Origin of the sequence: Proteiniclasticum sediminis (assembly GCF_018128025.1) — a bacterium.
In the GTDB taxonomy this organism is placed as follows: Bacteria; Bacillota; Clostridia; order Clostridiales; family Clostridiaceae; genus Proteiniclasticum; species Proteiniclasticum sediminis.
Genome location: NZ_JAGSCS010000002.1, coordinates 136,241 through 157,666 on the forward strand (window position 1 = coordinate 136,241; position 21,426 = coordinate 157,666).

General features: G+C 51.5%; 20 protein-coding genes and 1 other annotated feature. Of the genes, 19 read left to right on the forward strand and 1 reads right to left on the reverse strand.

Translation table 11 applies throughout. The features are described from left to right. Nucleotides 1-67 precede the first annotated feature (67 nt). From KCG48_RS02250 to KCG48_RS02315, 14 genes are all read left to right on the forward strand, one after another. A complete protein-coding gene (locus tag KCG48_RS02250) occupies nucleotides 68-1,348 on the forward strand; it encodes an SLC13 family permease (RefSeq protein ID WP_211799669.1) in 1,281 nt (426 codons plus the stop codon). A gap of 155 nt (nucleotides 1,349-1,503) precedes the next feature. After that, nucleotides 1,504-1,851, forward strand: coding sequence for a VOC family protein (locus tag KCG48_RS02255; protein ID WP_211799670.1), 348 nt, complete (start codon nucleotides 1,504-1,506; stop codon nucleotides 1,849-1,851). Between the two features lie 207 nt (nucleotides 1,852-2,058). Further along, a complete protein-coding gene (locus KCG48_RS02260; protein WP_211799671.1) occupies nucleotides 2,059-2,721 on the forward strand; it encodes a GNAT family N-acetyltransferase in 663 nt (220 codons plus the stop codon). Between the two features lie 61 nt (nucleotides 2,722-2,782). Next, nucleotides 2,783-3,124: an arsenate reductase family protein gene (locus tag KCG48_RS02265; protein ID WP_211799672.1), complete on the forward strand. Its 342-nt coding sequence runs from the start codon at nucleotides 2,783-2,785 to the stop codon at nucleotides 3,122-3,124. Nucleotides 3,125-3,231: 107 nt separating this feature from the next. Beyond that, nucleotides 3,232-3,732 (forward strand): flavodoxin domain-containing protein, encoded by a 501-nt coding sequence (locus tag KCG48_RS02270; protein ID WP_211799673.1) that lies wholly within the window; start codon nucleotides 3,232-3,234, stop codon nucleotides 3,730-3,732. Then, nucleotides 3,729-4,517 (forward strand): SDR family oxidoreductase, encoded by a 789-nt coding sequence (locus KCG48_RS02275; RefSeq protein ID WP_211799825.1) that lies wholly within the window; start codon nucleotides 3,729-3,731, stop codon nucleotides 4,515-4,517. The genes KCG48_RS02270 and KCG48_RS02275 overlap by 4 nt, the downstream gene beginning before the upstream one ends. Before the next feature lie 106 nt (nucleotides 4,518-4,623). Beyond that, nucleotides 4,624-5,259 (forward strand): flavodoxin family protein, encoded by a 636-nt coding sequence (locus KCG48_RS02280; RefSeq protein WP_211799674.1) that lies wholly within the window; start codon nucleotides 4,624-4,626, stop codon nucleotides 5,257-5,259. A 414-nt stretch (nucleotides 5,260-5,673) separates the two neighbouring features. Next, nucleotides 5,674-7,119 carry a multicopper oxidase family protein gene (locus tag KCG48_RS02285; protein WP_211799675.1) on the forward strand — a complete coding sequence of 482 codons (1,446 nt, stop codon included), beginning with the start codon at nucleotides 5,674-5,676 and terminating at the stop codon, nucleotides 7,117-7,119. A gap of 250 nt (nucleotides 7,120-7,369) precedes the next feature. Further along, entirely contained in the window at nucleotides 7,370-7,681 is a 312-nt protein-coding gene (locus KCG48_RS02290) for a hypothetical protein (protein WP_211799676.1), read from the forward strand. A gap of 305 nt (nucleotides 7,682-7,986) precedes the next feature. Further along, on the forward strand, nucleotides 7,987-9,351 hold the full coding sequence (locus tag KCG48_RS02295) for an MATE family efflux transporter (protein ID WP_211799677.1): 1,365 nt from the start codon (nucleotides 7,987-7,989) through the stop codon (nucleotides 9,349-9,351). 141 nt (nucleotides 9,352-9,492) lie between these two features. Continuing rightward, nucleotides 9,493-9,936, forward strand: a complete 444-nt coding sequence (locus KCG48_RS02300) for a hypothetical protein (protein ID WP_211799678.1) — start codon at nucleotides 9,493-9,495, stop codon at nucleotides 9,934-9,936. 307 nt (nucleotides 9,937-10,243) lie between these two features. Next, entirely contained in the window at nucleotides 10,244-11,218 is a 975-nt protein-coding gene (locus tag KCG48_RS02305; RefSeq protein ID WP_211799679.1) for a Tad domain-containing protein, read from the forward strand. Between the two features lie 226 nt (nucleotides 11,219-11,444). Further along, entirely contained in the window at nucleotides 11,445-13,289 is a 1,845-nt protein-coding gene (locus tag KCG48_RS02310; protein ID WP_211799680.1) for an FAD-dependent oxidoreductase, read from the forward strand. 332 nt (nucleotides 13,290-13,621) lie between these two features. Next, entirely contained in the window at nucleotides 13,622-13,984 is a 363-nt protein-coding gene (locus KCG48_RS02315; protein WP_211799681.1) for a hypothetical protein, read from the forward strand. An 87-nt stretch (nucleotides 13,985-14,071) separates the two neighbouring features. Here KCG48_RS02315 and KCG48_RS02320 read toward each other — a convergent pair whose 3' ends face one another. After that, nucleotides 14,072-14,548 carry a gamma-glutamylcyclotransferase family protein gene (locus tag KCG48_RS02320; RefSeq protein ID WP_211799682.1) on the reverse strand — a complete coding sequence of 159 codons (477 nt, stop codon included), beginning with the start codon at nucleotides 14,546-14,548 and terminating at the stop codon, nucleotides 14,072-14,074. Between the two features lie 351 nt (nucleotides 14,549-14,899). Here KCG48_RS02320 and uidA point away from each other — a divergent pair, with 351 nt between their 5' ends. The 5 genes from uidA (at nucleotide 14,900) to KCG48_RS02345 (ending at nucleotide 21,418) form a co-directional block, all read left to right on the forward strand. After that, nucleotides 14,900-16,633, forward strand: coding sequence for a beta-glucuronidase (gene uidA / locus KCG48_RS02325; protein ID WP_408004684.1), 1,734 nt, complete (start codon nucleotides 14,900-14,902; stop codon nucleotides 16,631-16,633). Next, nucleotides 16,626-16,970, forward strand: coding sequence for a hypothetical protein (locus KCG48_RS02330; RefSeq protein WP_211799683.1), 345 nt, complete (start codon nucleotides 16,626-16,628; stop codon nucleotides 16,968-16,970). The genes uidA and KCG48_RS02330 overlap by 8 nt, the downstream gene beginning before the upstream one ends. Nucleotides 16,971-17,333: 363 nt before the next feature. Further along, nucleotides 17,334-18,230, forward strand: coding sequence for a Tad domain-containing protein (locus KCG48_RS02335; protein ID WP_211799684.1), 897 nt, complete (start codon nucleotides 17,334-17,336; stop codon nucleotides 18,228-18,230). An 83-nt stretch (nucleotides 18,231-18,313) separates the two neighbouring features. Beyond that, nucleotides 18,314-18,571 (forward strand) — a binding site (T-box leader). Between the two features lie 58 nt (nucleotides 18,572-18,629). Continuing rightward, nucleotides 18,630-19,847 carry a tyrosine--tRNA ligase gene (gene tyrS / locus KCG48_RS02340; protein WP_211799685.1) on the forward strand — a complete coding sequence of 406 codons (1,218 nt, stop codon included), beginning with the start codon at nucleotides 18,630-18,632 and terminating at the stop codon, nucleotides 19,845-19,847. Between the two features lie 149 nt (nucleotides 19,848-19,996). Then, complete coding sequence (locus KCG48_RS02345; RefSeq protein ID WP_211799686.1) at nucleotides 19,997-21,418, forward strand: RDD family protein; 1,422 nt, start codon at nucleotides 19,997-19,999, stop codon at nucleotides 21,416-21,418. The last annotated feature ends 8 nt before the right edge of the window (nucleotides 21,419-21,426 follow it).

Here is a 21,426-nt window from a genome sequence, read left to right on the forward strand (position 1 = left end):
AGGGACTGCAATGATAACGATCAGTCCTGCAAGAAAGTAATCCAAATGAAGAGAGGAGCTCAAAAAAATGACGACCCCAATGATTATTGCCCTAGTCATTACCCTTGTAATGATCATCTTAATCATGACTGAAAAACTTCCCTTTGGTGCACCCCCAATTCTGGCTTGTCTTCTCCTGGTTCTCTTCGGTGTCGCCGACATCAAGACGGCTTTCGCCGGATTCTCCAACTCCACCATCGTTATGCTGGCATCATTCATGGCCATCATGGCCGCACTCCAGAAGACCAGCCTCATCGCTTCCTTCAAGAACGCCATGTACAACATGGCCACCAAGGGCGGCTTTAAAGCCTATGTGCTGCTGATTCTCGTGGTCATGCTGGGCAGCAGTCTTTTCGGAACCGGATCCACGGCTTACTATGTTCTGACCCTCGGTATTCTTTCCACCATTCCCTTCAATGAGAAACTTCCTGGATCCAAGATCATTCTATCTTCGGGTTTTGCGGCCAATCATCCGCTGATTCCGGTGAATGTGGCCCTTCAGTATGGCATCGTGGTGGCCGTTCTTCAGAGCGCCGGAGCCGTGGTGGCGAAGATTTCCCTGGTGAAGTTCTCCATCGTGAACTTTATTCTGTCTGCAGCTTTCATCGGCTGGTGTCTCCTGGCATACAAGAGACTGCCCAGTCACCCCATTGCGTCGAATAGTGACACCACGAAGCCCCAGGGTCAAGCAGCTGTCGCTATGCCCAAGTGGAAAGAAACCACAACCTATGTGGCCTTCGCCGTGGCTGTTGTGGGCATGATCCTTCAGAGCAAAATCGGCGATGCCGGTTATGTCCTGCCTGGTCTGGCTGTTACCGCTCTTCTGGCCGTCAACGTGCTGGACTTCACGGAAATCCGCAACAGCATCGGTTCTCCCATTATCCTCATGTCTGCCGGTGTCATCGGTATCGCCGATGCCCTGGGCAACACGGGACTCACCAAGCTGGTGGGCGAAACCGTCGCAGGGATGCTGGGTACCAGCATCAATCCTTTCCTCCTGGTCTTTGCCTTCTGTATGCTGACCAGCATCCTGGCCACCATGACCGGATCCACCCTGGGGACTGTGTTTGTCTTTGCCCCCTTGGCCATCTCCACCTGTCTCAGCCTGGGTCTGAACCCCACGGCAGCTGCAGTGGCCATCGTTATTTCCGGATGGAACGGACACTTCCTCCCCATTGACGGAATGCCCGCCATGATCATGGGTCTGGGCAACTACAAGCTGACGGAGTTCTGGAGTTTCACCATCCCCATGTACTTCATCCGTCTTCTGGCCCTCACCGCAGGCGCTCTCCTCATGTTCCCCATGTAGGGTTGAATCCGTTATCCACCTGACTTTTGAATCCTAACCCATACCCCGTGGAAGGGGCAGAACTGGGCGATTGGATTAAGAGATCCCAAGATCCTGTCCATGCCCCGGATCCACGATGAGCGATTTCTTTGAAAAAAAGAGAAAGAGGTACGAAGATGAAGACGAAATTTGAACTGGAACATATCGGCATCAATACCCCCAATGCGGAGGAAGCTGAAAAGCTCGCCCAGCTTCTCAGTCTGATGTTCAACCTGGAACCCCGTCACGGCCAGAAGTCGGAATTTGGCGGACCCTATTTCGAGTGCATGAAGGCTCCCTTCCTGGGCGCCAACGGCCACATCGCCATGCGGACCCCCGACCTCACGGCAGCCGTGGAAGAACTGAAAGGAAAAGGATTTTCCTTCAACATGGACACCGCAGCCTACTTCGAAGACGGACGCATCAAGAATGTCTATCTTGATGGAGAGTATGGCGGTTTCGCCATCCACATCATGGAAAAGTAAGCCAAAGCATTAGTCCTGCGCATAGGGCATCCCCCTCCAGAAAAGGGAAGAAAGGATCCTCGTGGCATTCCAAAACCATGGAGCTGGCTCAGAAATCCCATATCGGGACCTGAGTCGGCTCTTTTTTTGCTTCAAAATCCGATTGGCAGAAATGACCCTCACCGTAGTATTCATCGGGGGGCTGGAGAAGGAATTTTTCTACGGGAAATGGACAAGATCGAAGTCTTCACGGATAATAAGGAGTGTAAGATTTTAACGTTCAGGATCCCTAGACGACCCCATCGTGGGAAGGTTGGTCTCTGGGGGATCCCCAAGGAGAAGCTCATGGAAACCGCAAGACTTTTTATCCGGGAGCTGCAGCTTTCCGACAGTCCGGGACTACAGCGGATCGTTCGGGATTTTGAAGAATCCGCCTATACCATCTACGACAAACCCTTTCCCAAAGAAGACGAGGCCTTTCTGCGGGTGGTTCAGCGGTTTGTGGAGTCCCAGCTCTTCTTCGCCGTTTTTCGAAAAGGAGATCCGGAGATGATGGGCTACATTTGCTTTCACCTAGATGGCCAGCAGATGGATCTGGGCTACTGCTTTCATTCCACAGCCCAGGGAAAGGGCTACGCCCGGGAAGGCTGCCAGGCCCTCATGGCGGAGCTGACCAAGCGATTCCAGGTGAAAGGCTTCACCGCCGGCACAGCCCTGGCCAATATCCCTTCCCGAAAACTTCTGGAAAACCTGGGTTTTCAGCTGCTGGGGACGGAGGAGCTGGCTTTCCATGAGGATGCAGAGGGAAGACCCCTGATTTTTCAAGGGGGAATCTTTGGGTGGACGCCCAAGACCCCACAGTCGAAGCCAGAGGCTGTAGAGTCAAAATAAAGGAATTTTGTGGAACCGCCTCAAAAATCCAAAGTTAACTTTACCCCGGAAGGAGGAGCCCATGAACATCCAGATTTTTGGAACCACCAAATGCTTTGAAACCAAGAAGGCTCAGCGGTACTTCAAGGAGCGAAAGATCAAATTCCAGTTCATCGACCTGAAGGAAAAGGGGCTGAGCAAGGGCGAATACCTCAGCGTGAAAAAAGCCGTGGGAGGACTGGAAAATTTGCTGGATCCCCACTGCAAGGATCAGGACGCCCTGGCCCTGGTGACCTACCTTCGGGACATCGATAAGGATGAGAAGGTACTCTCAAATCAGAGCGTGCTTAAAACCCCTATCGTCCGAAACGGAAAAGACGCCACGGTGGGGTACCAGCCCGAAGTCTGGAAGGACTGGACCTAGGAATCATAAAAAATGATTGTGATGGAAGAACTGGGTACAGAGTAGGCTGGAGAGTCAGGAAGAATCAAAATGGGGCCCCATGGCGGATCCCCTGAAGGAGAATGCGCATGATCATTGTCTATACGTCAAAAACAGGATTCACCAAACGCTATGCGGATCTGTTGGCAGAAAAGACTGGGCTTTTGGCTTACCCAGCCACAAAGGTCCCCCGCGAGCTGGAGAAGGAAGACATTCTCTACCTGGGCTGGATGAAAGTGGGGAAGGTTCAAGGGCTAAATAAGGTCCAGCGGGAGAAGATCAGGGCCGTATGCGGATCGGGCACCGGAGAGACGGCAGAACCAGACCCCGAGACAGTCATCGCCCGAAATGATCTGGCGAAGATTCCCTTTTTCTATTTACGGGGCGGGTGTTTCCCCCTGAAGGAGCAAAAGGGCGTCGACAAACTCATGCTCACGGCCTTTGTACGGATGCTGAAGACCCGGGAGCCTCAGGATTCCAAAACGGAAGAAGCCATTCGGATCATCGTGGAGGGCTTCGATGGAGTAAAAGCCGAGAATTTGGAGCCTGTCCTGCAGTGGCTCCAGGAAGAAGGAGAGTGGAGACAATGAAAAGCGTGGTGATCACGGGGAGCACTCGAGGGATCGGCTGGGCCATGGCCATGGAGTTTCTGAAAGCCGGCTGTCAGGTGACCCTATCGGGCCGAAAAGACACCCTGCCTTTGGAGGTTCTGGAGAAGCTGAAGCCCTATGCCCAAAGGGTGATCTACATTCCCTGCAATGTTCAGGACAAGGCCAGTCTGGAAAAGCTCTGGGAGGATTCCCGGACCCACTGGGGAAAAGTCGATCTGTGGATCAATAATGCCGGGCAGAATACGCCCCATGTCCTGCTTTGGGAAACGGAGGAGTGCTACACCGAAAATGTTCTTCGGACCAATCTATTGGGGATGATCTATGGGGCACAAGTAGCGGCAAAGGGGATGCTGAAACAGGGGTTTGGGGCCATCTACAGCATGGAAGGGCTGGGCTCCAATAATATGATCCAGCGAAAAACCGTTCTTTACGGCACCACGAAACATGCCCTCACCTACTTCATGAAAGGCCTGGCCAAGGAACTGGAAGGGACGGGAATCCTTGCAGGAAGGCTTTCGCCGGGGATGATGCTCACGGACTTCATCACGAAAACCCCCGATGGCGAGCCCTCGGAGGTCATACAGGATAAGGCCTTTCAGCGGATCTTTAACACCCTGGCAGATCATCCGGAAACGGTGGCAGCGTTTTTTATCCCCCGAATGCTGAAAAACAGCCGAAATAACGCCCACATCGTTTGGCTGACCCCGGGGAAATCCGCTTGGCGGTTCCTAACTTCCGGATTGAAGAAGCGAAAGCTCATCTAGAGGCAAGCTAAGGGTAAACGATCCAGACATCCTTCGGGGCATTCTCTTAGCCGGGAAGGCCAAAATTCTGATCAAGACGAAAATAAGAAGACTAAAGGAGATCATCATGAAAGTTATCGCATTTAATGGAAGTCCCAAGAAAGAGGGAAATACCGCCCAGGCGCTGAAGGTGGTGCTGGCGGAGATGGAGAAAGCCGGAATCGAGACGGAGATCATCCATGTGGGAGCCAAGGAGCTTCGCCAGTGTACCGCCTGCGGTATGTGTGCCCGGAACAAGAATGAAGAGTGCATCCTGAACCAGGATGACGTGAATCTGTGGATCCAGAAGATGAAGGAAGCCGATGGCATCCTTCTGGGGTCCCCCGTCCATTACTCCGGGATCAGCGCCTCCATGAAGGCTTTCCTGGACCGTGCCTTCTATGTGGCCAGCAATAATGCCGGCCTCTTCCGCCACAAGGTGGGAGCATCCCTGGCCGTGGTCCGGCGCTCTGGCGGTGTACCGGCCTTTGATGCCCTGAACCGCTACATTCAGTATTCGGAGATGATCATGCCCTCCTCCAACTACTGGAATGTGATCCACGGAACCCGTCCCGGAGACATCCATAGTGATGAAGAGGGGCTTCAGATTCTTCGGGTTCTGGGCAAAAACATGACCTGGCTTCTCCAGGTACTGGAAGAAGGAAAGAAGAAGTACCCAGCTCCCGAGCGGGAGAAAAAGGCCGTGACAAACTTCATCCGTTAGTGGGAAAAGAACGGCGAGTAACGGCTTCTTAGGTTCGAGAATGAAGAATACAGCTCCCGGGCAGGCCATCGCAAATCGTACCGGGAAGTTCTTGGACAAAATAAATTACTCTGCTGGCTCTCCTCAAAAAGAGCTGGTAGAGTTTTTTGGTTTTGAGGACACAAAATCTTCGTGTTCTTCGGGTTTTGGGAAGAAAACCCAGAGGAGGGAAGTTTATAGACGAAAATTCTTGCCCTCGGGGGAAGAATAGAGTTCGTCACAAATTGTCAATGTTTTTGAGGTAGAATAAGCCTATAAGCAAAGTGGGTATCCTGCGTGAAGGAAACCCCATGGGGAGAAAACAGATTAAAGAAAATCAGAACGGAAATCTCGTTGTCGTGGATTAGTTCCCTTTCTTGGGAGGGAGGAATGAAGATGAAAACTATAATGAATCCTTGGCGTCATCGCCATCAGATCATGGCGGGACTATGCCTTGTCCTCAGCGGAATTCTCTTCTCCAGCTGCAGCCTGTTGCCCAGCAATGGGGGAAGACCAGGGGATGGCGTAGTGTCTAGCGAGAGGAACCCGTTAAGAATTCCAGAGCTTCTGGAGGACCGAAATCCAGATCCGAACATGGCGGAGTATGCCCTGGAAGCACGGGAAGGAGAGCAGGAGTTTATTCCCGGGAAACTGACGAAAACCTTTGGGTATAACGGCGATTATCTGGGGCCGGTGCTGCGAATGCGAAGAGGCGAACAGGTGAGCATCCAGGTCTCCAACGCTTTAACCGATGATACGACCATCCACTGGCACGGTCTGGAAGTTGACGGGGAACAGGATGGGGGACCTCACCAGAAAATCAAACCGGGCGATACCTGGAATCCTCAATTCACTGTGGACCAGCCGGCGGCGACGCTGTGGTTCCATCCGCATCTGGCGGGAACCACGGCCAATCAGGTCTACATGGGACTGGCCGGGCTGATCTACATCGAGGATGAGGTCTCCGACGGGCTGAATCTCCCCAAGGAGTATGGAGTCAATGATCTGCCGGTTATTGTTCAGGATCGGAACTTCAAGGCCGATGGAAGTTTTGCCTATGAGGTCAGCATGATGGGCGTTGTTCCGGGGAATCACCTGCTGATCAACGGAACAGAGAATCCTTATGTGGAAGTGAATCAGGGGAAGGTCAGACTGCGACTCCTCAACGCCTCCAATGCGGATAACTATACCTTTACCTTAAGCGACAATCTCGATTTCCAGCAGATTGCCTCCGATGGAGGTTTTTTGGAAAAATCCGTGGTGAGGAAGGCGATTGAACTTTCTCCCGGCGAAAGAGCAGAAGTCGTCGTCGATCTGTCTGCGGTAAAAGAGGACAAAACCTATCTCCTCGTGGAGGGTTATCCCGGGCTGGAATTTCGGATTCTTCAGCTAGGGAAGGATACGACGGAAGTTCCTTCACAGCTGGTGGTGCTGCCCAAGGCGGACGCCACCTTGTCCACGGGGGAAAGAAGCTTCCAGCTGGAAGGGATGGGAATTCAGGGAACCATCAACGGGAAAGTCTATGATCCCGACCGTATGGATGAAACTATTCCCCAGGGAAAAACGGAAATCTGGACGCTCACCACGACCTTCGGAGGCATGATGCAGTCTGGCGGTCATCCCTTCCATGTTCATGGAACACAGTTTAGAGTGCTCTCTCGAAATGGCAAGGAACCCCCGGAAGAAGAACGGGGATACAAGGATACGGTTTTTGTGGGGGTGGGGGAAGAAGTACGGATCCTCATCCAGTTTAAACATCAGGGGATGTACATGTACCACTGTCATATTCTTGAGCATGAAGATTATGGCATGATGGGACAGATTATGGTTACTGCGCCGTAACGTACAGGAACTCTTCAGGTATAGGATATAGGGAGTCAAAAGTAGTCCTGCAGGAGGGAGAAGGATCGCAAGCTAAAGAAAAGTCTTAACGAAGATGGCTTTGGAGCCGGGTACAAGGTTCATCGAGGATTGGATAAGCTCAGGGTATGCCAATGGGTTTTGATGGGTGGAATCTTCTCCATGGAATCTCCACAATTACCCGGTATATTTACATCGTGATCTCCATGGAGCTCACGAAAGGAAGATAATGATGATCAAGAAAATAGCTGGACTATCCATACTCCTCACGATGTTAACCACCACCCCGGTTTTGGCTTCGGTGAACCCCAATACACCTGAGAAGGCAGCACCTGCCATCGCCGTAGAGATGCTGAAGAACTGCGGAGTTAAGGTAAATGGGGATATTTTACGACAAGTCACAGAACAGATGGGTCCAGGGGGAACGTTCATGGGCATGGAGAAAAGTGATCCCCACTACAAGCACCATGTGATGCACTACCTCCATGAGGATCTGGGGGTCATGGGAGACCAAGACTGCATGACCCACGGACAGATGGAGTAAAGCGAAAAACGTTGGAGCGGAAAGGATTAACCTGCCGCTCCTTTTTCATGGACAAGAAAAGGACACGGTTCGGCCACTTCCCTGAAGGATCCTGGAGGAAGGGAAGAGCCAGGGAAGAGAAAGGGAAGAGAAACGTCAAATTTCAGGGAAATCTCCTTGACTTCATTCGGGAGGTCGGGTACGATAAAAAGAATTTAATCGAACTTGAACCTTGCCACCGGGTAAGGAGGATCAGGGTGTTCTGCCCCATTCCGTTAGGTCTTGGAAGGAATGGGGACGGAGCACCCTTTTTACAGGAGGATAGTATGAGAAGCCGTCATTTGTTTTCCCGTTTTGCCCAATATGTCAGTCTCAACATCCTGGGGATGCTGGGACTCTCCTGTTATATTCTGGCGGATACTTTTTTTGTGGCCAAAGCCCTGGGCGCTTTCGGTTTGGCTGCTCTGAATTTCTCGATCTCCATCTACAGTCTTATCCATGGGGCGGGACTTCTCCTGGGTGTGGGTGGAGCCACCCGTTATCGGATTCATACAGCGCAGAAGAATATTGAAATGGGACGAAGGGGATATGGCACCACGGTGAAGATCGGAGCCCTTGCCGGAGGGGCATTTCTCCTCCTGGGTCTTCTGGGGACGTCAGGCCTGGCTCGACTCCTGGGAGCGGATGCCTCTACACTCCCGTTGACCGTTACCTATCTTCGAACCATTTTTGTCTTTGCGCCATTCTTCATCCTGAACAACATTCTCCTTGCCTTTGTCCGGAATGACGGGAATCCCGCCCTGGCCATGAAAGCCATGCTCTTTGGAAGTTTCTCCAATATCCTCTTGGATTATCTCCTGATGTTTCCGCTGAATCTGGGGATGTTTGGGGCGGCCTTCGCCACGGGACTGGCTCCCATCCTCAGTATCATCGTCATGGTTCTCCATCTGCGGCGAAGTCCGGGTCTGCGAGGGTCCCTGAACCTGGCTCCGCAATGGAAGTTACTGCCGGATTTCCTCGATCTGGGGATGTCCTCCTTCATCCTGGAGATCTCCTCCGCTGCGGTTCTCATGGTCACCAATCGGGTGATTTTAAAGATTTCCGGGAATTTTGGAGTTGCAGCCTACGGCATTGTGGCCAATCTGGCCTTGGTGGGCATGGCGCTCTTTGCAGGGCTGGCCCAGGGAGTGCAGCCCTTGGTGAGCAGTGCCCATGGAAAAAAACAGAACGAGGAGATCAGGAAACTTCAGCGGTATGCCGTAGCCAGTGCGCTTCTCCTCTCATTCGTGCTCTTCGGAATAGTTTTGGGGTACCGGGAGAGTATCGTGGAGGCCTTTAACGGTCAGGGAAATGCCGTCGTGGGGCAGATGGCGGAGGAAGGGCTTCTTCTCTACTTCTTGGGGTTCTTCCTGGTAGGCTACAATATTCTGGAGGCCACCTTTGCCAGTGCCACGGAAAACACCCAGGAGGCCTTTCGGATATCCCTGCTGCGAGGATTCCTCTTCATCCTCCCCCTAATTCTTCTTCTTGGGAGATTCTATGGGATGAAAGGGGTCTGGCTTTCCTTTATTCTAACGGAAGCTCTGGTTCTCCTCCTTACGGCCGAAGGAAAACTGAGGCACAGACAGTCTCAAAAGAGGGGACTTGTCCTGGGTTCCTCGCCAGTGGATGAGACCTGGAACGGAGGATGAAGGAATGAGGAAGAGCTTTAATGAGAGGAAAAAGAAGCAATATGCTGAACTTAGATGCAAAGCATGGGATAGATATGCTATGCTATCTAAGTAATTGTTGCATCGATGCTCATGGAAAGACCCATGGAAGAGGAGTACAACATGGTTTTAGCATTCATCGGAGAAAGCTGTACCGGGAAATCCACGGTGGCAGATGTTCTTCAAACAAAAGTCCAAGTGGAAATTACTTCCGGGAAGGATTATCTTCGCTGGGAGAAGAATCCTCAAATGGCTGAGGTTAAATTCAAACAGTATCTGGCAGAGCATGAAGCCAGTCCACAACTGGTTTTATTCGTGATCTCTGAACCGGAGCACCTGAAGCTCCTGCCCGAACACCATCAGGCATACCTTTTCCAAGCCCCGCTGGACGTTCTGAAGGATCGTTTCGCCCAGCGCATGGGCGGGAAGCTGCCTCCTCCAGTGGCCATGATGCTGGAGCGTAAGCATGGCCAGTTTGATGCGGTCCCTTCTCGACGAACCTTCAATACCGCTGAGGAAACACCGGATGCCATCTGTTCCGAAGTACTTCAGTTGATTCGTTCGTAAGCTCATACCGACTAACCTCTTTGCCGATTTGGCCGAGAGGTTTTTTTGTTGGCTCAACTTTCCAGGGGCGAAGGAAAGGATCGGCTTTTCTAAATATACTAAATTTAACTTTATTATCTTGAAATTAAAGGTATAATAGATAATAAATTAATACAAAAAGTAGATGATAGTTATCTTAACGAAATGCATATAATTATTTAACACTTACGAATCACTCCACATCAATAGTTAAAGAATAGAATAGGATCATGGAGAAATCTTAGGGTACTTCACGGGTTGCTGTTGGGATGTATTGAAGGAGGTAGGAATGAAAAAACATTGGAATGCATTCAGGAGAAATGAAGAGGGGCAGGTCATGGTCCTCTTTGCCCTGATGCTTGTGGTAGCACTGGGCATGGCTGCATTGGTCATTGACTTGGGCTGGGTTCAGATCAGTAAAAAACAATTGCAAAATGTGGCCGATGCGGCAGCCTTGGCGGGAGCCCAGGATCTGCCCAGCGAAAGTGAGGCGGTGGCATCTGCTCTGATCATTGCAAAAGAGAACAAAATGAAAGTACAGAAGAATAGAGTAACCAACGAAGGTGACACTATTGAAATCACAACTCCCTATGACGGTGATGTGACAAAGATTGAAGTGGTGTGCAAACGCAAAGTCCCGTATTTCTTCGCTCAGATTTTTGGGTTTGCCGACACGGAAGTCACGGTTCGGACCGTTGCCCAGAAAAAAGGCAATCTAAAGGAGGTTGTAGGTCTGCGACCCTGGGCTCTTCGAAATCAATATTCCATCGAGCAGGCAGGCATAAAAACCTGGGTAGATTATCATTATACCTATGGTATGGAGCTGGTTTTGAAGGATGGAGGTGGGGATGGATTTCAAGGCTTATATCGGATCGTGGGTTATGGAGACCAAAATCCAAATGCGGCGGATATATACAAGAAAAATATTGCGGATGGTTACTCAGGGAAAGTTCAATTGGGGGACCTTGTAATTGAAGGATCAGGAAATATGAATGTGAAAGGTGAAATCGATGCATTGATGAAGCGTACAGGAGATACCTCCGAAGACTATACAAAAGCTACCCATGGGAACTCACGGGTTGTCTTTATTCCAAAAATCGATGCCCACACCAAGGAGGTTTTAGGATTTGCGGCGATTTATCTCAAGTCCGTGGATACTCACGGTAACATCACCGTCAATTTCCTCTACGACACCACTTGGTCTGAAGTGGAGAAGAGTAAGGTGGAAAACTGGGGATTGGGAGCTGTAAAGATCGTGGAGTAAGCCTGTTTCGAATTGAATCGGAAACCGCAAAGAATCCCTCGTCCAATCGGGGGATTCTTTGCGTTTGTCTTCAAGGTAACTCTTGGTTGACTTACGCAAAATTCCGATAAATTCATATTCCGTCTTTTGTCCCTATGTTAGAATGAAGACAAGAATACACGCTGCGTTGATCGACAGAGTTTTTGGCCCGTTGATTAGGAATGCTGGCGGGTGAGGGGGAACGGATATGGATTATGAGGTGATCATTGTGGGGGGAGGACTCTCCGGACTTACAGCCGGGGCACTTTTGGCGAAACGGGGACTCTCCGTGGCTGTCATCGACAAAAGTCAACATCCCGGGGGATCCTGCGGTGTATTTAAACGAAGGGAGGTTATTTTTGATCAGGGCGCAGCCATGCTCTATGGGTTCGGCGAAGCCGGGTTCAATGCGCACCGATTTGTCTTCAACTGTTTGGAACAGCCCATCGCCATGATCCGCCATGATGAGCTCTATGCCGTGAACTACGAGGGGCAAAGAGTCCGCTTTTTTCGTGATCTTCCGGCATTTATGGAGGAGTTATCTCGGGTTTTCCCCTCGGAAAAAGCCAATATTCAAAGGTTTTACGGAGCCATGGAAAAACTCTACACCCATATCATGGTGGATAATCCCACCTATTCCACCGCCGATGAGACGGACCCCTGGACGGGGTTCAAGGGGCTCATGAAGCACCCCGTGTCCTATGCCCGGTTTTTAGGGTATCTCAATCAGAGTGCCCGAAGCCTCCTGGAACAGTATTTTGAGGGTCCCGAGATCTTCCGTTTCTTTGACAAGCTGACCTCCACCTACTGCTATGCCACCGTGGAAGAATCCCCGGCGGTGTTGGCGGCGGTGATGTTTGTGGACAACCATGTGGGCGGCAGCTATTATCCGGCAGGCTCCACGTTGTTTCTTCCCGGGAAGCTGGAGAAAGTGATTGAAGAGCATGGGGGCGTCATGATTCCGAAACATGAAGTCACGGCCTTTCTCACGGAAGGGAAAAAGATTACCGGGGTTCGGCTCCATACGGGGGAAGTGCTCACGGCCAGAGACTACATCTACTCCGGAACCTCCTGGAACCTCTTTGGTAAACTTCTGGATCCGGAGGTGACCACGCCGAAGGAGCGGGACCGGATTCTTTCTCAGGTGCCCACCTATCCCAGTGTCGTCCTCTATACAGTCGTGGACAAAAGGGTGATCCCCGAAGATACCCTGCCCATTGAAATGCTGGTGGGCAATCCGGAAAAGCTCGATGAAAGCGAAGTGACGGTATATCTTCTCAGCATCGATGATCGAAGTCTTTGTGGAGAAGATGAGCATACGGTGACTGCCATCGGCCCCAGCTTTATCAACTGGAAAAGGGCAGATCAGGAGGGGTATCAGGAGCAAAAGAAAGCGGAAGTCCAGCGGCTCCTGGAGGTTCTGGAGAAGCGATTCCCGGGATTCACCCAAGCGGTTCGCCATGCCGAGCTGGCTACCCCGCGGACCATTGAACGATATACTTTGAAAAATGGCGGAGCTGTGGCTGGGCCCAAACAGATGCTGGGTCAGCATATGTTCAAACGCCTCCATACCCGCACCACCTGGGAAAATCTCTTCTGCTGCGGGGAGTCCACCGTCATGGGCACGGGAACTCCCACGGTGACGGGATCCGGGGTTTCCGCTGCCAATGCGGTACTGAAGAAACGGGGTCTTGATCCCTTTGTTCATGATCCGGATCGAAAGAATGTGGTGCATATGGTGGAGAAACCCTTCACCAAGAAACGTTTATACGAAGAGTACCCGGAAACCCTGCGCCCTCTTCTTCAAAAGGCCATGCGCTGCCGATTCTGCGAGAAACCCACCTGCAGTACCGCCTGGGATATTCCCGGGATCCTTCGGCGCACCGCCGTGGGAAACCTAAAAGGTGCAGCAAGGCTTTGGAAGAGTCATCCTGCGGAGGAGTCTGTCCTTTTGGCCATGGAAGAACACTGCATCCAGGCGCTGGAAGGAAAAGATGCTGTGGAGATTCGAGCCGTGATCCGTATGCTGGAGGAAGGACACCATGGGGAATGACGATGAGGTCATCATCCCAGGTGGCGGAGCCGCTGAGCTCACCGCCGCAGTCTATCTCTCCCGGTAGGCGTAAAGACCCTCCTTTTGGAGAGAGGAAAGAAACCCGGAGGGCTGGTCAACACCTTCTGGCATGAGGGTTTGCCTTGTACGGAGAAATCCTGGAAGAGCACCGCTTCACGAAAATCAAGAGGCCATCGACACCCTGATACGCCATGGCTGTCCGTTGGCCAATGGACGTTCAGTCCCGCTGGCCTTTCGCTGTCCATTCTCACGGGCAATGTGGCCGCAGAGGCGATAGTTAAGGCGATGAAGACCAAAAAGGAAGTGAACCCATGACGAAAACAGTTCAACATAAGGAAGAAAGAGCGATGAAGACCCTGGAAGCCACCCGAAGGAACTGCCAGCAGATGGTAGGTAAGTTTCCGGAAGGGTCGTCCCAGCATTCTCTTTTGCGAAACCGGATCCAAGCCCTCCTGGTGGCAGAAACGGCTCTGCAGTCGGAGGTTTCCTCATTACCGCTATCTCCGGAGGAGCTAACGGAAGCGCTGCCACCGCTTTATTCCATCATCCGGAAATGCCGTAAAGGACAGGAAAAGCATGAAGTAGAGAGTGCGACCTATCAGCGGCTTCAGGGGATTATTGAGGCCATGGAAACGGCTGTCGTAAAGATTGAAGCGAGCGTGGAGGAGGCTTAAAAGCATCCGAAATCGAAACCTCGCCAAGTGAAAAAATCCGGAGGCCTTACCCTCCGGAGATGAATAATGATAGTATTTTTGAACGAATCAGGGACGGGAGTGGAGAATCTTTTGGCTGAACGCCAGTGCATCCTCCAGGGGCTTGGGGTCAAAACCTGCTTGGGCATAGCCTTCTCGCACCACCCCCAGATAACGGGCACTGGGAAGGTTAATCTCGATGGCATCCGTTAAGGTGTCGATCATGACGTAGACCATGACTTCCACGATCTCCCCGCTATCCATGGTCACGAGAACTTGTTTCTTGGTGTAGAGTTTGGGGTAGTTTTCATAGCGGTCCAAGGCTTCTTCATCCGAAGGAAGAAGAGCCCAGACCAGAACGGGGATTTCGCTTTGGGCATCCGGCTCGATGGTGAGATAGGCGTGACGAGGCAACCCTTTGAAGCGGAGACGGTACCCCTTCAGGAGTCCTTTGCCCACCACCGAAGCCGTGGGGCATCGCCCGGCCATTTGCGGAAGATGGAGATTGGATCCATAGGCGGCATTGAGACGTTTTTCATCCAACATGTTCAGCCTCCTTTTTTGAGTGATCGGCTCCTCTGGGCCTGGGCCATTTTCCGTGCAAAAGAGGTTCAGCAGCATACTTCGCCATGGTTACCTTTGCCTCAAAATCGCCGAAGTAGGTTTCCTTTTCTTAGGCTCAGTGTAGTCCCATTGCCGAGAAAATTCAATCCCCAGGATTACCCCAAATTTAATAAGAAGCTCCATCAGAAACCCGTAGATAACCCTATCCTCGATGAACCCGAAGGAGGGAGAATTATGCTGTATCCTCGAATCAATGAATCAAGAAGTGTCGTCGATTTATCCGGGATCTGGGCTTTTCAGCTGGATGACGGATCGGCGCTTGAGGACCGCTGAGTGGAAGGTCCCCTGGACCACCCGCTAAATATTGCGGTTCCGGCATCCTATAATGACCAGCAGGAGGGGGTGAACTTCCGGGATCATTATGGCTTCGTTTTCTATCAAAGGGAGCTGGAAGTGCCCAAGGTGCTTCAGGAGCAGCGACTGGTCCTTCGGTTTGGTGCAGTGACCCATGGAGCCCAGGTCTATCTCAATGGGCATCGGGTGGCTCAGCATCAAGGCGGGTTCCTGCCCTTCGAAGTGGAAATCACAGAAGTCTTGCGTCCGGGTAAGAATCGCCTCACTGTGTCGGTGGACAACCGGGTGAGCCAGAAAACCTTGCCCGTAGGCAGCGACTCTGGCGGAAACATGCTTGGCGGGCTTCTGCCGGAAATCCCGGGGATTCAGCTTCCGCCCCAGAACTATCCGAATTTTGATTTCTTCAACTACGCCGGCATCACTCGGCCGGTGAAGCTTTACACTACCCCCAGGGACTATATCGAAGATGTGACCTTGGTTTCCCGGGTGGAAGGAAATCGTGCAGTGGTGAGCTACCGGGTGGACACAATGGGTCAGGGGGAGGTTCGCCTCCTGATCCGGGACGAAGAAGGCAAGGAAGTGGCCCAGGCAGTGGGGGACAAGGGGGAGTTTGTGATTTCTCCGGTTCATCTCTGGCAGCCCTTGGCAGGGTACCTTTATACGGCGCGAGTTGAGTTTGGGGAGGACTGCTACGAGCAGACCTTTGGGGTTCGCACCGTGGAAGTTCGGGGAATAGAATTTCTCATCAATGGCAAGCCCTTTTATTTTAAAGGGTTTGGTCGCCATGAGGATTCGCCCTTCCATGGGCGAGGCATCGATGAAGTGCTCCACGTGAAGGATCTTTCCCTTCTTTGCTGGCTGGGGGCCAACTCCTTCCGCACCAGCCATTATCCCCATGCGGAAGAAATGATGGAACTGTGCGACCGGGAGGGGATCGTCGTCATTGATGAAACCCCTGCCGTGGGTGTCCATGCGAATTTTGGGGCCATGGCTACGGGGACGCCTCAGGACACCTTTTCGGTGCTCCAGGTGAAGGAGCCCCATGAAGAAGTAATTCGGGACATGATCGCCCGGGACAAGAACCACCCTTGTGTGGTCCTATGGTCCTTAGCCAATGAGTCGGACACCACCACTTTTCCGGAAAAGTCCGTGGCTTACTACAAGCCCCTCTACGACCTGGCCAAAGCGCTGGATCCGGAAAAGAGACCCGTAACCATTGTGGGGGTGCAGAATGAATATCAAAAGGATCTGACCCTCCCACTCATGGATGTCATCTGTCTTAATCGCTATTACGGCTGGTACCTTTATGGCGGAAACTTTGATGCGGCAAAGCAGGCCTCAAAAATGGAGCTGGACTACTGGAGTACTTTGGGGAAACCCGTGATGCTCACGGAGTATGGCGCAGACACCGTGGCGGGGCTCCATTTAGCCACCCCCACCATGTTCACAGAGGAATATCAGGTGGAATTCTATGCCGCTGTCCATGAGGTGGTGGATCAGTATCCGGGTTTTGTCGGGGAACAGCTCTGGAACTTTGCAGATTTTGCCACCATCCAAGGAATTATGCGGGTGGATGGGAACAAGAAGGGGATTTTTACCCGGGACCGTCGTCCCAAGATGGCTGCCCACGCCCTGCGGGAAAGGTGGAGAAAGATTCCGAACTTTTACTACAAATCTTCGAAAGCCGTGAAAAAGGAGAAGTTGGATGAATGAACAGGTAAAAAATCGATTGGGAGCCTATTCTCCTGAAATTCAAGAGATATTTTTAGCTGTCCGGACGTTAGTTCTGGAGAGTTCGCTAGAGCCCTTGGAAGAGTTGCTTTGGGCAAATCTTCCCACCTATCGAAAAGGAAACCGCTTTGTCCGGATCATCCCCTTTCGGGACCATCTCAATGTGGAGGCGGCGAGGATTCGAAATTACGCGGATGACCTTACCGGGTACACCCTGACGCCCAAAGGCATGCTGAAGATTGGGCTGAAGGAGGAACTTCCCATGACATGGCTTCAGCGGATTTTTCAGGAAACCTTTGAGACTCCGCCTGAACCATAACACCAGCAGAAAACTAATAGTTGTTCTAGATTCCCTCTTTTCGGAGAGAGAATCTTTTTTTTTTTTTTTGCTTCGGCATGCCTTTTACATAGAATTCCCCAAAAGGAACGAATCAAAATGACTAAATTCGACAAGAAATGACAAGAGAAAACCGTATAATCCTGCTGAAGAACAAATAAATTGTTAATAATAAGAACAGTTCTCCATACAGTATATATTTTTATGTGAATTTCAATTATAATGGGTGAAAACAATGAAATTATTCTCTTTTAGAAATAAATGGTGTCGAATTTTGGCTTATGTGGTGATCTCCTTCTTCTGCATGGCAGGATCGGGAAGGCTCTCTCGTGGGGAGGATTAGAAATGAGAAAGTTTTGGAGTAAATTTAAACGGGAAGACGGTCAGGTAATGATTATCTTTGCCTTTGCCATGGTGGTGCTCATCGGGTTTGCGGCGTTAGTCATCGACGTGGGCACAGTTCAAGTGGCGAAGCGGCGAATGCAGACAGCGGCCGAAGCGGCGGCGTTAGCAGGAGCTCAGGATTTGCCGAAAACTGCGGAAGCCATCAGCGCGGCCAATACCGTCGCAAAACTTAATGGGGGATCGTTGATTCGGACAACGGTAAAGGCCCCCTACCAAGGAAACAGCAATCAGATCGAAGTTATCTGCACCATCAATGTGCAATATTCCTTCGCCCGGATATTGGGGTTCACGGATACGGATGTCTCCGGACGGGCTGTGGCCCAGAAGAATCCCCAGTGGGCGGGAGAAGCGCTGCCCTTTCTCAATCTGGATGATGACTATCTGGCCAATCCCAAGATCGTGGCGTGGGAAAAAACTGCACCCGGTGATTTTGAGAGTCTCTGGCCAGATGATTACAACGTGTACTTTGGCGGAAAGTTTGATGATCACAGCAAGACCTACTTCACCGTGGATTTTGCCGATGGAATCACCGTGACCAAAGGAACTGTGGCCACCGTAAAGCAGGAGATCGGATACATCTACGGACAGAAAAAACCGGTCTACATTTTCAGTCTTTCCAGTGCCGTGATCAAATCCGGTAAGTACAATAACATCAAGAATAAGGATGTTGTACCGCTGGAGGATCTGGTCCTCCTCCAGGTGACCTTTGACTCCTTTGATGAACAGGACAAGAATCTGTTCTTAACCACCACCAAGGTCTTTGACATTAATAAAGGGGAGTATCCCACCGACTATCTGACCAGTCCCGGTGGGACCAGTGCGACGATTGTAGAGTAACCAGGCTTGACCCAGGGACAAGACCGTGATACGATGGACAAAACTTCAGTCTAGGGATACACCCAGTGAGGCTGAACATCAGGAGAAAAACGAAGAAGAGAACCAGTACCTTTTTCAAAGATCCGAACAGAAAGATGCCGGCTGATGAGAGGCTCACGGAACGAAAAAGGGAATACATCTCGGAGTTTCGCACCGAAGGAGTACATCTCTGGTAGGCTGCGACGGAAATTGCACACCGTGAGCAAGGTGCAGGGGTATCGCTTAGGCCGTACTTCATGAGGTGGACAGTGTGAGCTGGCCATGAATTTAGGTGGTAACACGGGAGTATGCCCGTCCTTTTGGAGACAATTGGACGGGTTTTTTGTCGTTTGAAAATGAAAGGGAAGAAGGAGAGAAAACATGAAGAGTGTGGAAGAGCAAATCCGAATAATCAGCAAAGGAGTGGAGTTTCCCCTAGAGGAGGATGCCCTTCGGGCAAAACTGGAACGATGGATGGATACCGGCAAGCCTTTAAAGATCAAGCTGGGACTGGACCCCTCGGCACCGGACATCCATTTGGGCCATGCGGTGGTGCTGCGCAAGATCCGCCAGATCCAGGATCTGGGCCATGAAGCCATCATTGTCATTGGGGACTTCACGGGCCGTATCGGGGATCCCACGGGAAAAAGCAAAGGGCGGAGCGCCCTTTCGGAAGAAGAGGTCCGGGAAAATGCCAAGACCTATACCGAACAGATCCTGAAGGTTCTGGATCCGCAGAAGACCCGGATGGTCTTTAACAGCACCTGGCTGGCACCATTGACCTTTGAGGAGATTCTGAGACTGGCTTCCACCACCACCGTGGCTCGGATGATGGAACGGGAGGACTTTAAGTATCGCTTCCAGCAGGGAGTTCCCATCGGCATCCATGAGTTCTTTTACCCCCTCATGCAAGCCTATGATTCGGTGGTCCTGGAGGCGGACCTGGAGCTGGGGGGCACGGATCAGACCTTCAATATCCTCATGGGGAGAACCCTGCAGAAAGCCCTGGGCAAAGAACCCCAGGTGGCGCTCTTCATGCCGATTCTGGAAGGGCTGGACGGGGTGGCGAAAATGAGCAAAAGCATGGGGAACTACATCGGAATCAGCGAAGCCCCGGAAGTCATGTTCAAAAAGGTCATGGAGGTGCCCGATGCCCTGATTTTGAAGTACTTTGCCCTGGCCACGGACATTCATCCCGATGAACTGGAGAGGGTAAAAAATGAACTGGAACGGGGGGTAAATCCCCGGGATGTAAAATACCGGCTGGCGACGGTGATCACGGGGCTCTACCATACGGAAGAAGAGGTGGAGAAAGCCATGGTGTTCTATGATACAGCCTTTGGCCACAAAGCCATTCCCCAGGATGTTCCGGAGCTTCTTGTGGACGAGCTCCCCCAGTCCCTGGACAGCCTGGTTCCTTTGCTGAAAAGCGAAGGGTGGATTTCCAGCAAAGGCGAGTTTTTTCGGCTCCTTCGTCAAGGCGGAGTTCAGCTCCAGGGGGTGAAACTCCGGGAAGAGGACCGCTCAATACTCCTGGAAGATGGAGATGTGCTGAAGCTCGGAAAGAAGACCTTTGTTCGGATGACCCAAAAGGGTTAAGGACAGAAGGGGATGGGGATCCCTTTTCCTGGATCCGATGGGGTATCATGCGATTAATCTGAACATTAATGAAATATCTGCAGAAATGCATCGAATATTCTTCCGTTATCGGCTATACTTAAGCTATTAACGAGATAAAGGAGAATGCCATGAATCTGCACGAACTCGAACTTGCTACTGGTCTTCCTGCAGAAACCATCCGTTTCTATGCTGCAGAAGGGATATTGGGTGCTGCTGGAGAAAAGCCTGGACAGAATAACTATCCCCCCGAAGCGGTTACCGTGTTGAAGAAAGTCGTGTTCCTCCGGAAAATGGGGATCCCGCTATCGGAAATCCGTGCCTATAAGGGGGGCTTTCGAAATCTGTCCGCGCTCCTTGACGCTCTCCCGGAGGAGGATGAATCTAGCGTAGGGCTTCTGCAAAAGCTTAAGGAAGAGAATCCAGATTTTGAGGTATTGAATGAAGAGGCGCTAGGGACTTTCTGGAAAGCCAAAGACCCGCAATCTAAAGGAAACCGAGGGGTACCGGGGGATAGTTTTACCCCCCTTTATGCCCCCTGGAGAAGATATCTTGCCCGGATGTTGGACCTCTCCCTCTACTCCCTCCTGTGGAATGCTTTCCTCGTTTATGGACTGCATTGGAATCTTCTTAACCAAACCCTGGGGCGAAGGGTGCTGGATGTATTGATCACAGCAGGGTTCATGCTGCTTCTGGAGCCTCTTTTTCTATCGAAATGGGGCACCACCCCAGGAAAAGCCCTGCTGGGCATGAGACTTCGAAATCGGGAAGGAAATCTTCTGTCGTACAATGAAGCTTTTGACCGGACCCTAACCGTCTTTCACAAGGGCATGGGGCTGAATATCCCGTTCTACAACTTCTACACCCTGATCAAAGCTTACCAGCGGGCGAAGGATGAACAGCCCCAGGTATGGGATGATCAGGCTCTCTACACCATGAAAGAGCCCAGGATCATCCAGGGCGTACTTCTGGCTGGAGCGAATGTGGCTGTCTTTTTCCTCATTTTGGTCCTGATTCTCTCCCAGCGCATTCCCCCGAACCGAGGGAATCTCACGGTGCCGGAATTTGTGGAGAACTTTAATTACTATGTCCAGTACTATGACGTGGATCTGGGGGGACAAGTGCTAAAAAATGACGGAACCTGGGTAAAAGAGGAGATCCAAGGCGTATTTATCCTGGATCCCTGGGAAGGACATATGCCCCAGTTTACCTTTGACCTGGAAGGGGAGAAGGTAAAGGGGGTGTCCACGCGAGTCGCCTATCAGGGAAAGGATACCTGGCTGGCACCTTATGACAATCTCAATATCATGACCGCCCTGGCGCTTACCGGTGCCCAGAAAAACGTGGGACTCTTTTCCCGGCTCCCGGACAATGTGGCGGATGCCATCTCCCAATTTCCCTATGGGCCCTATGATTTTGTCAAGGGGGGAATTCGATTCCTTGCCGACAGCCGAATCACAGGGTACCAGATCTACACCAGCGGATATCTGGTTCCGCTTCCTGAGGCCAAGGTTTATGATTTCTGGCTGAACTTCTCCGTTGCCCTGCCTTAAAGGTAGCT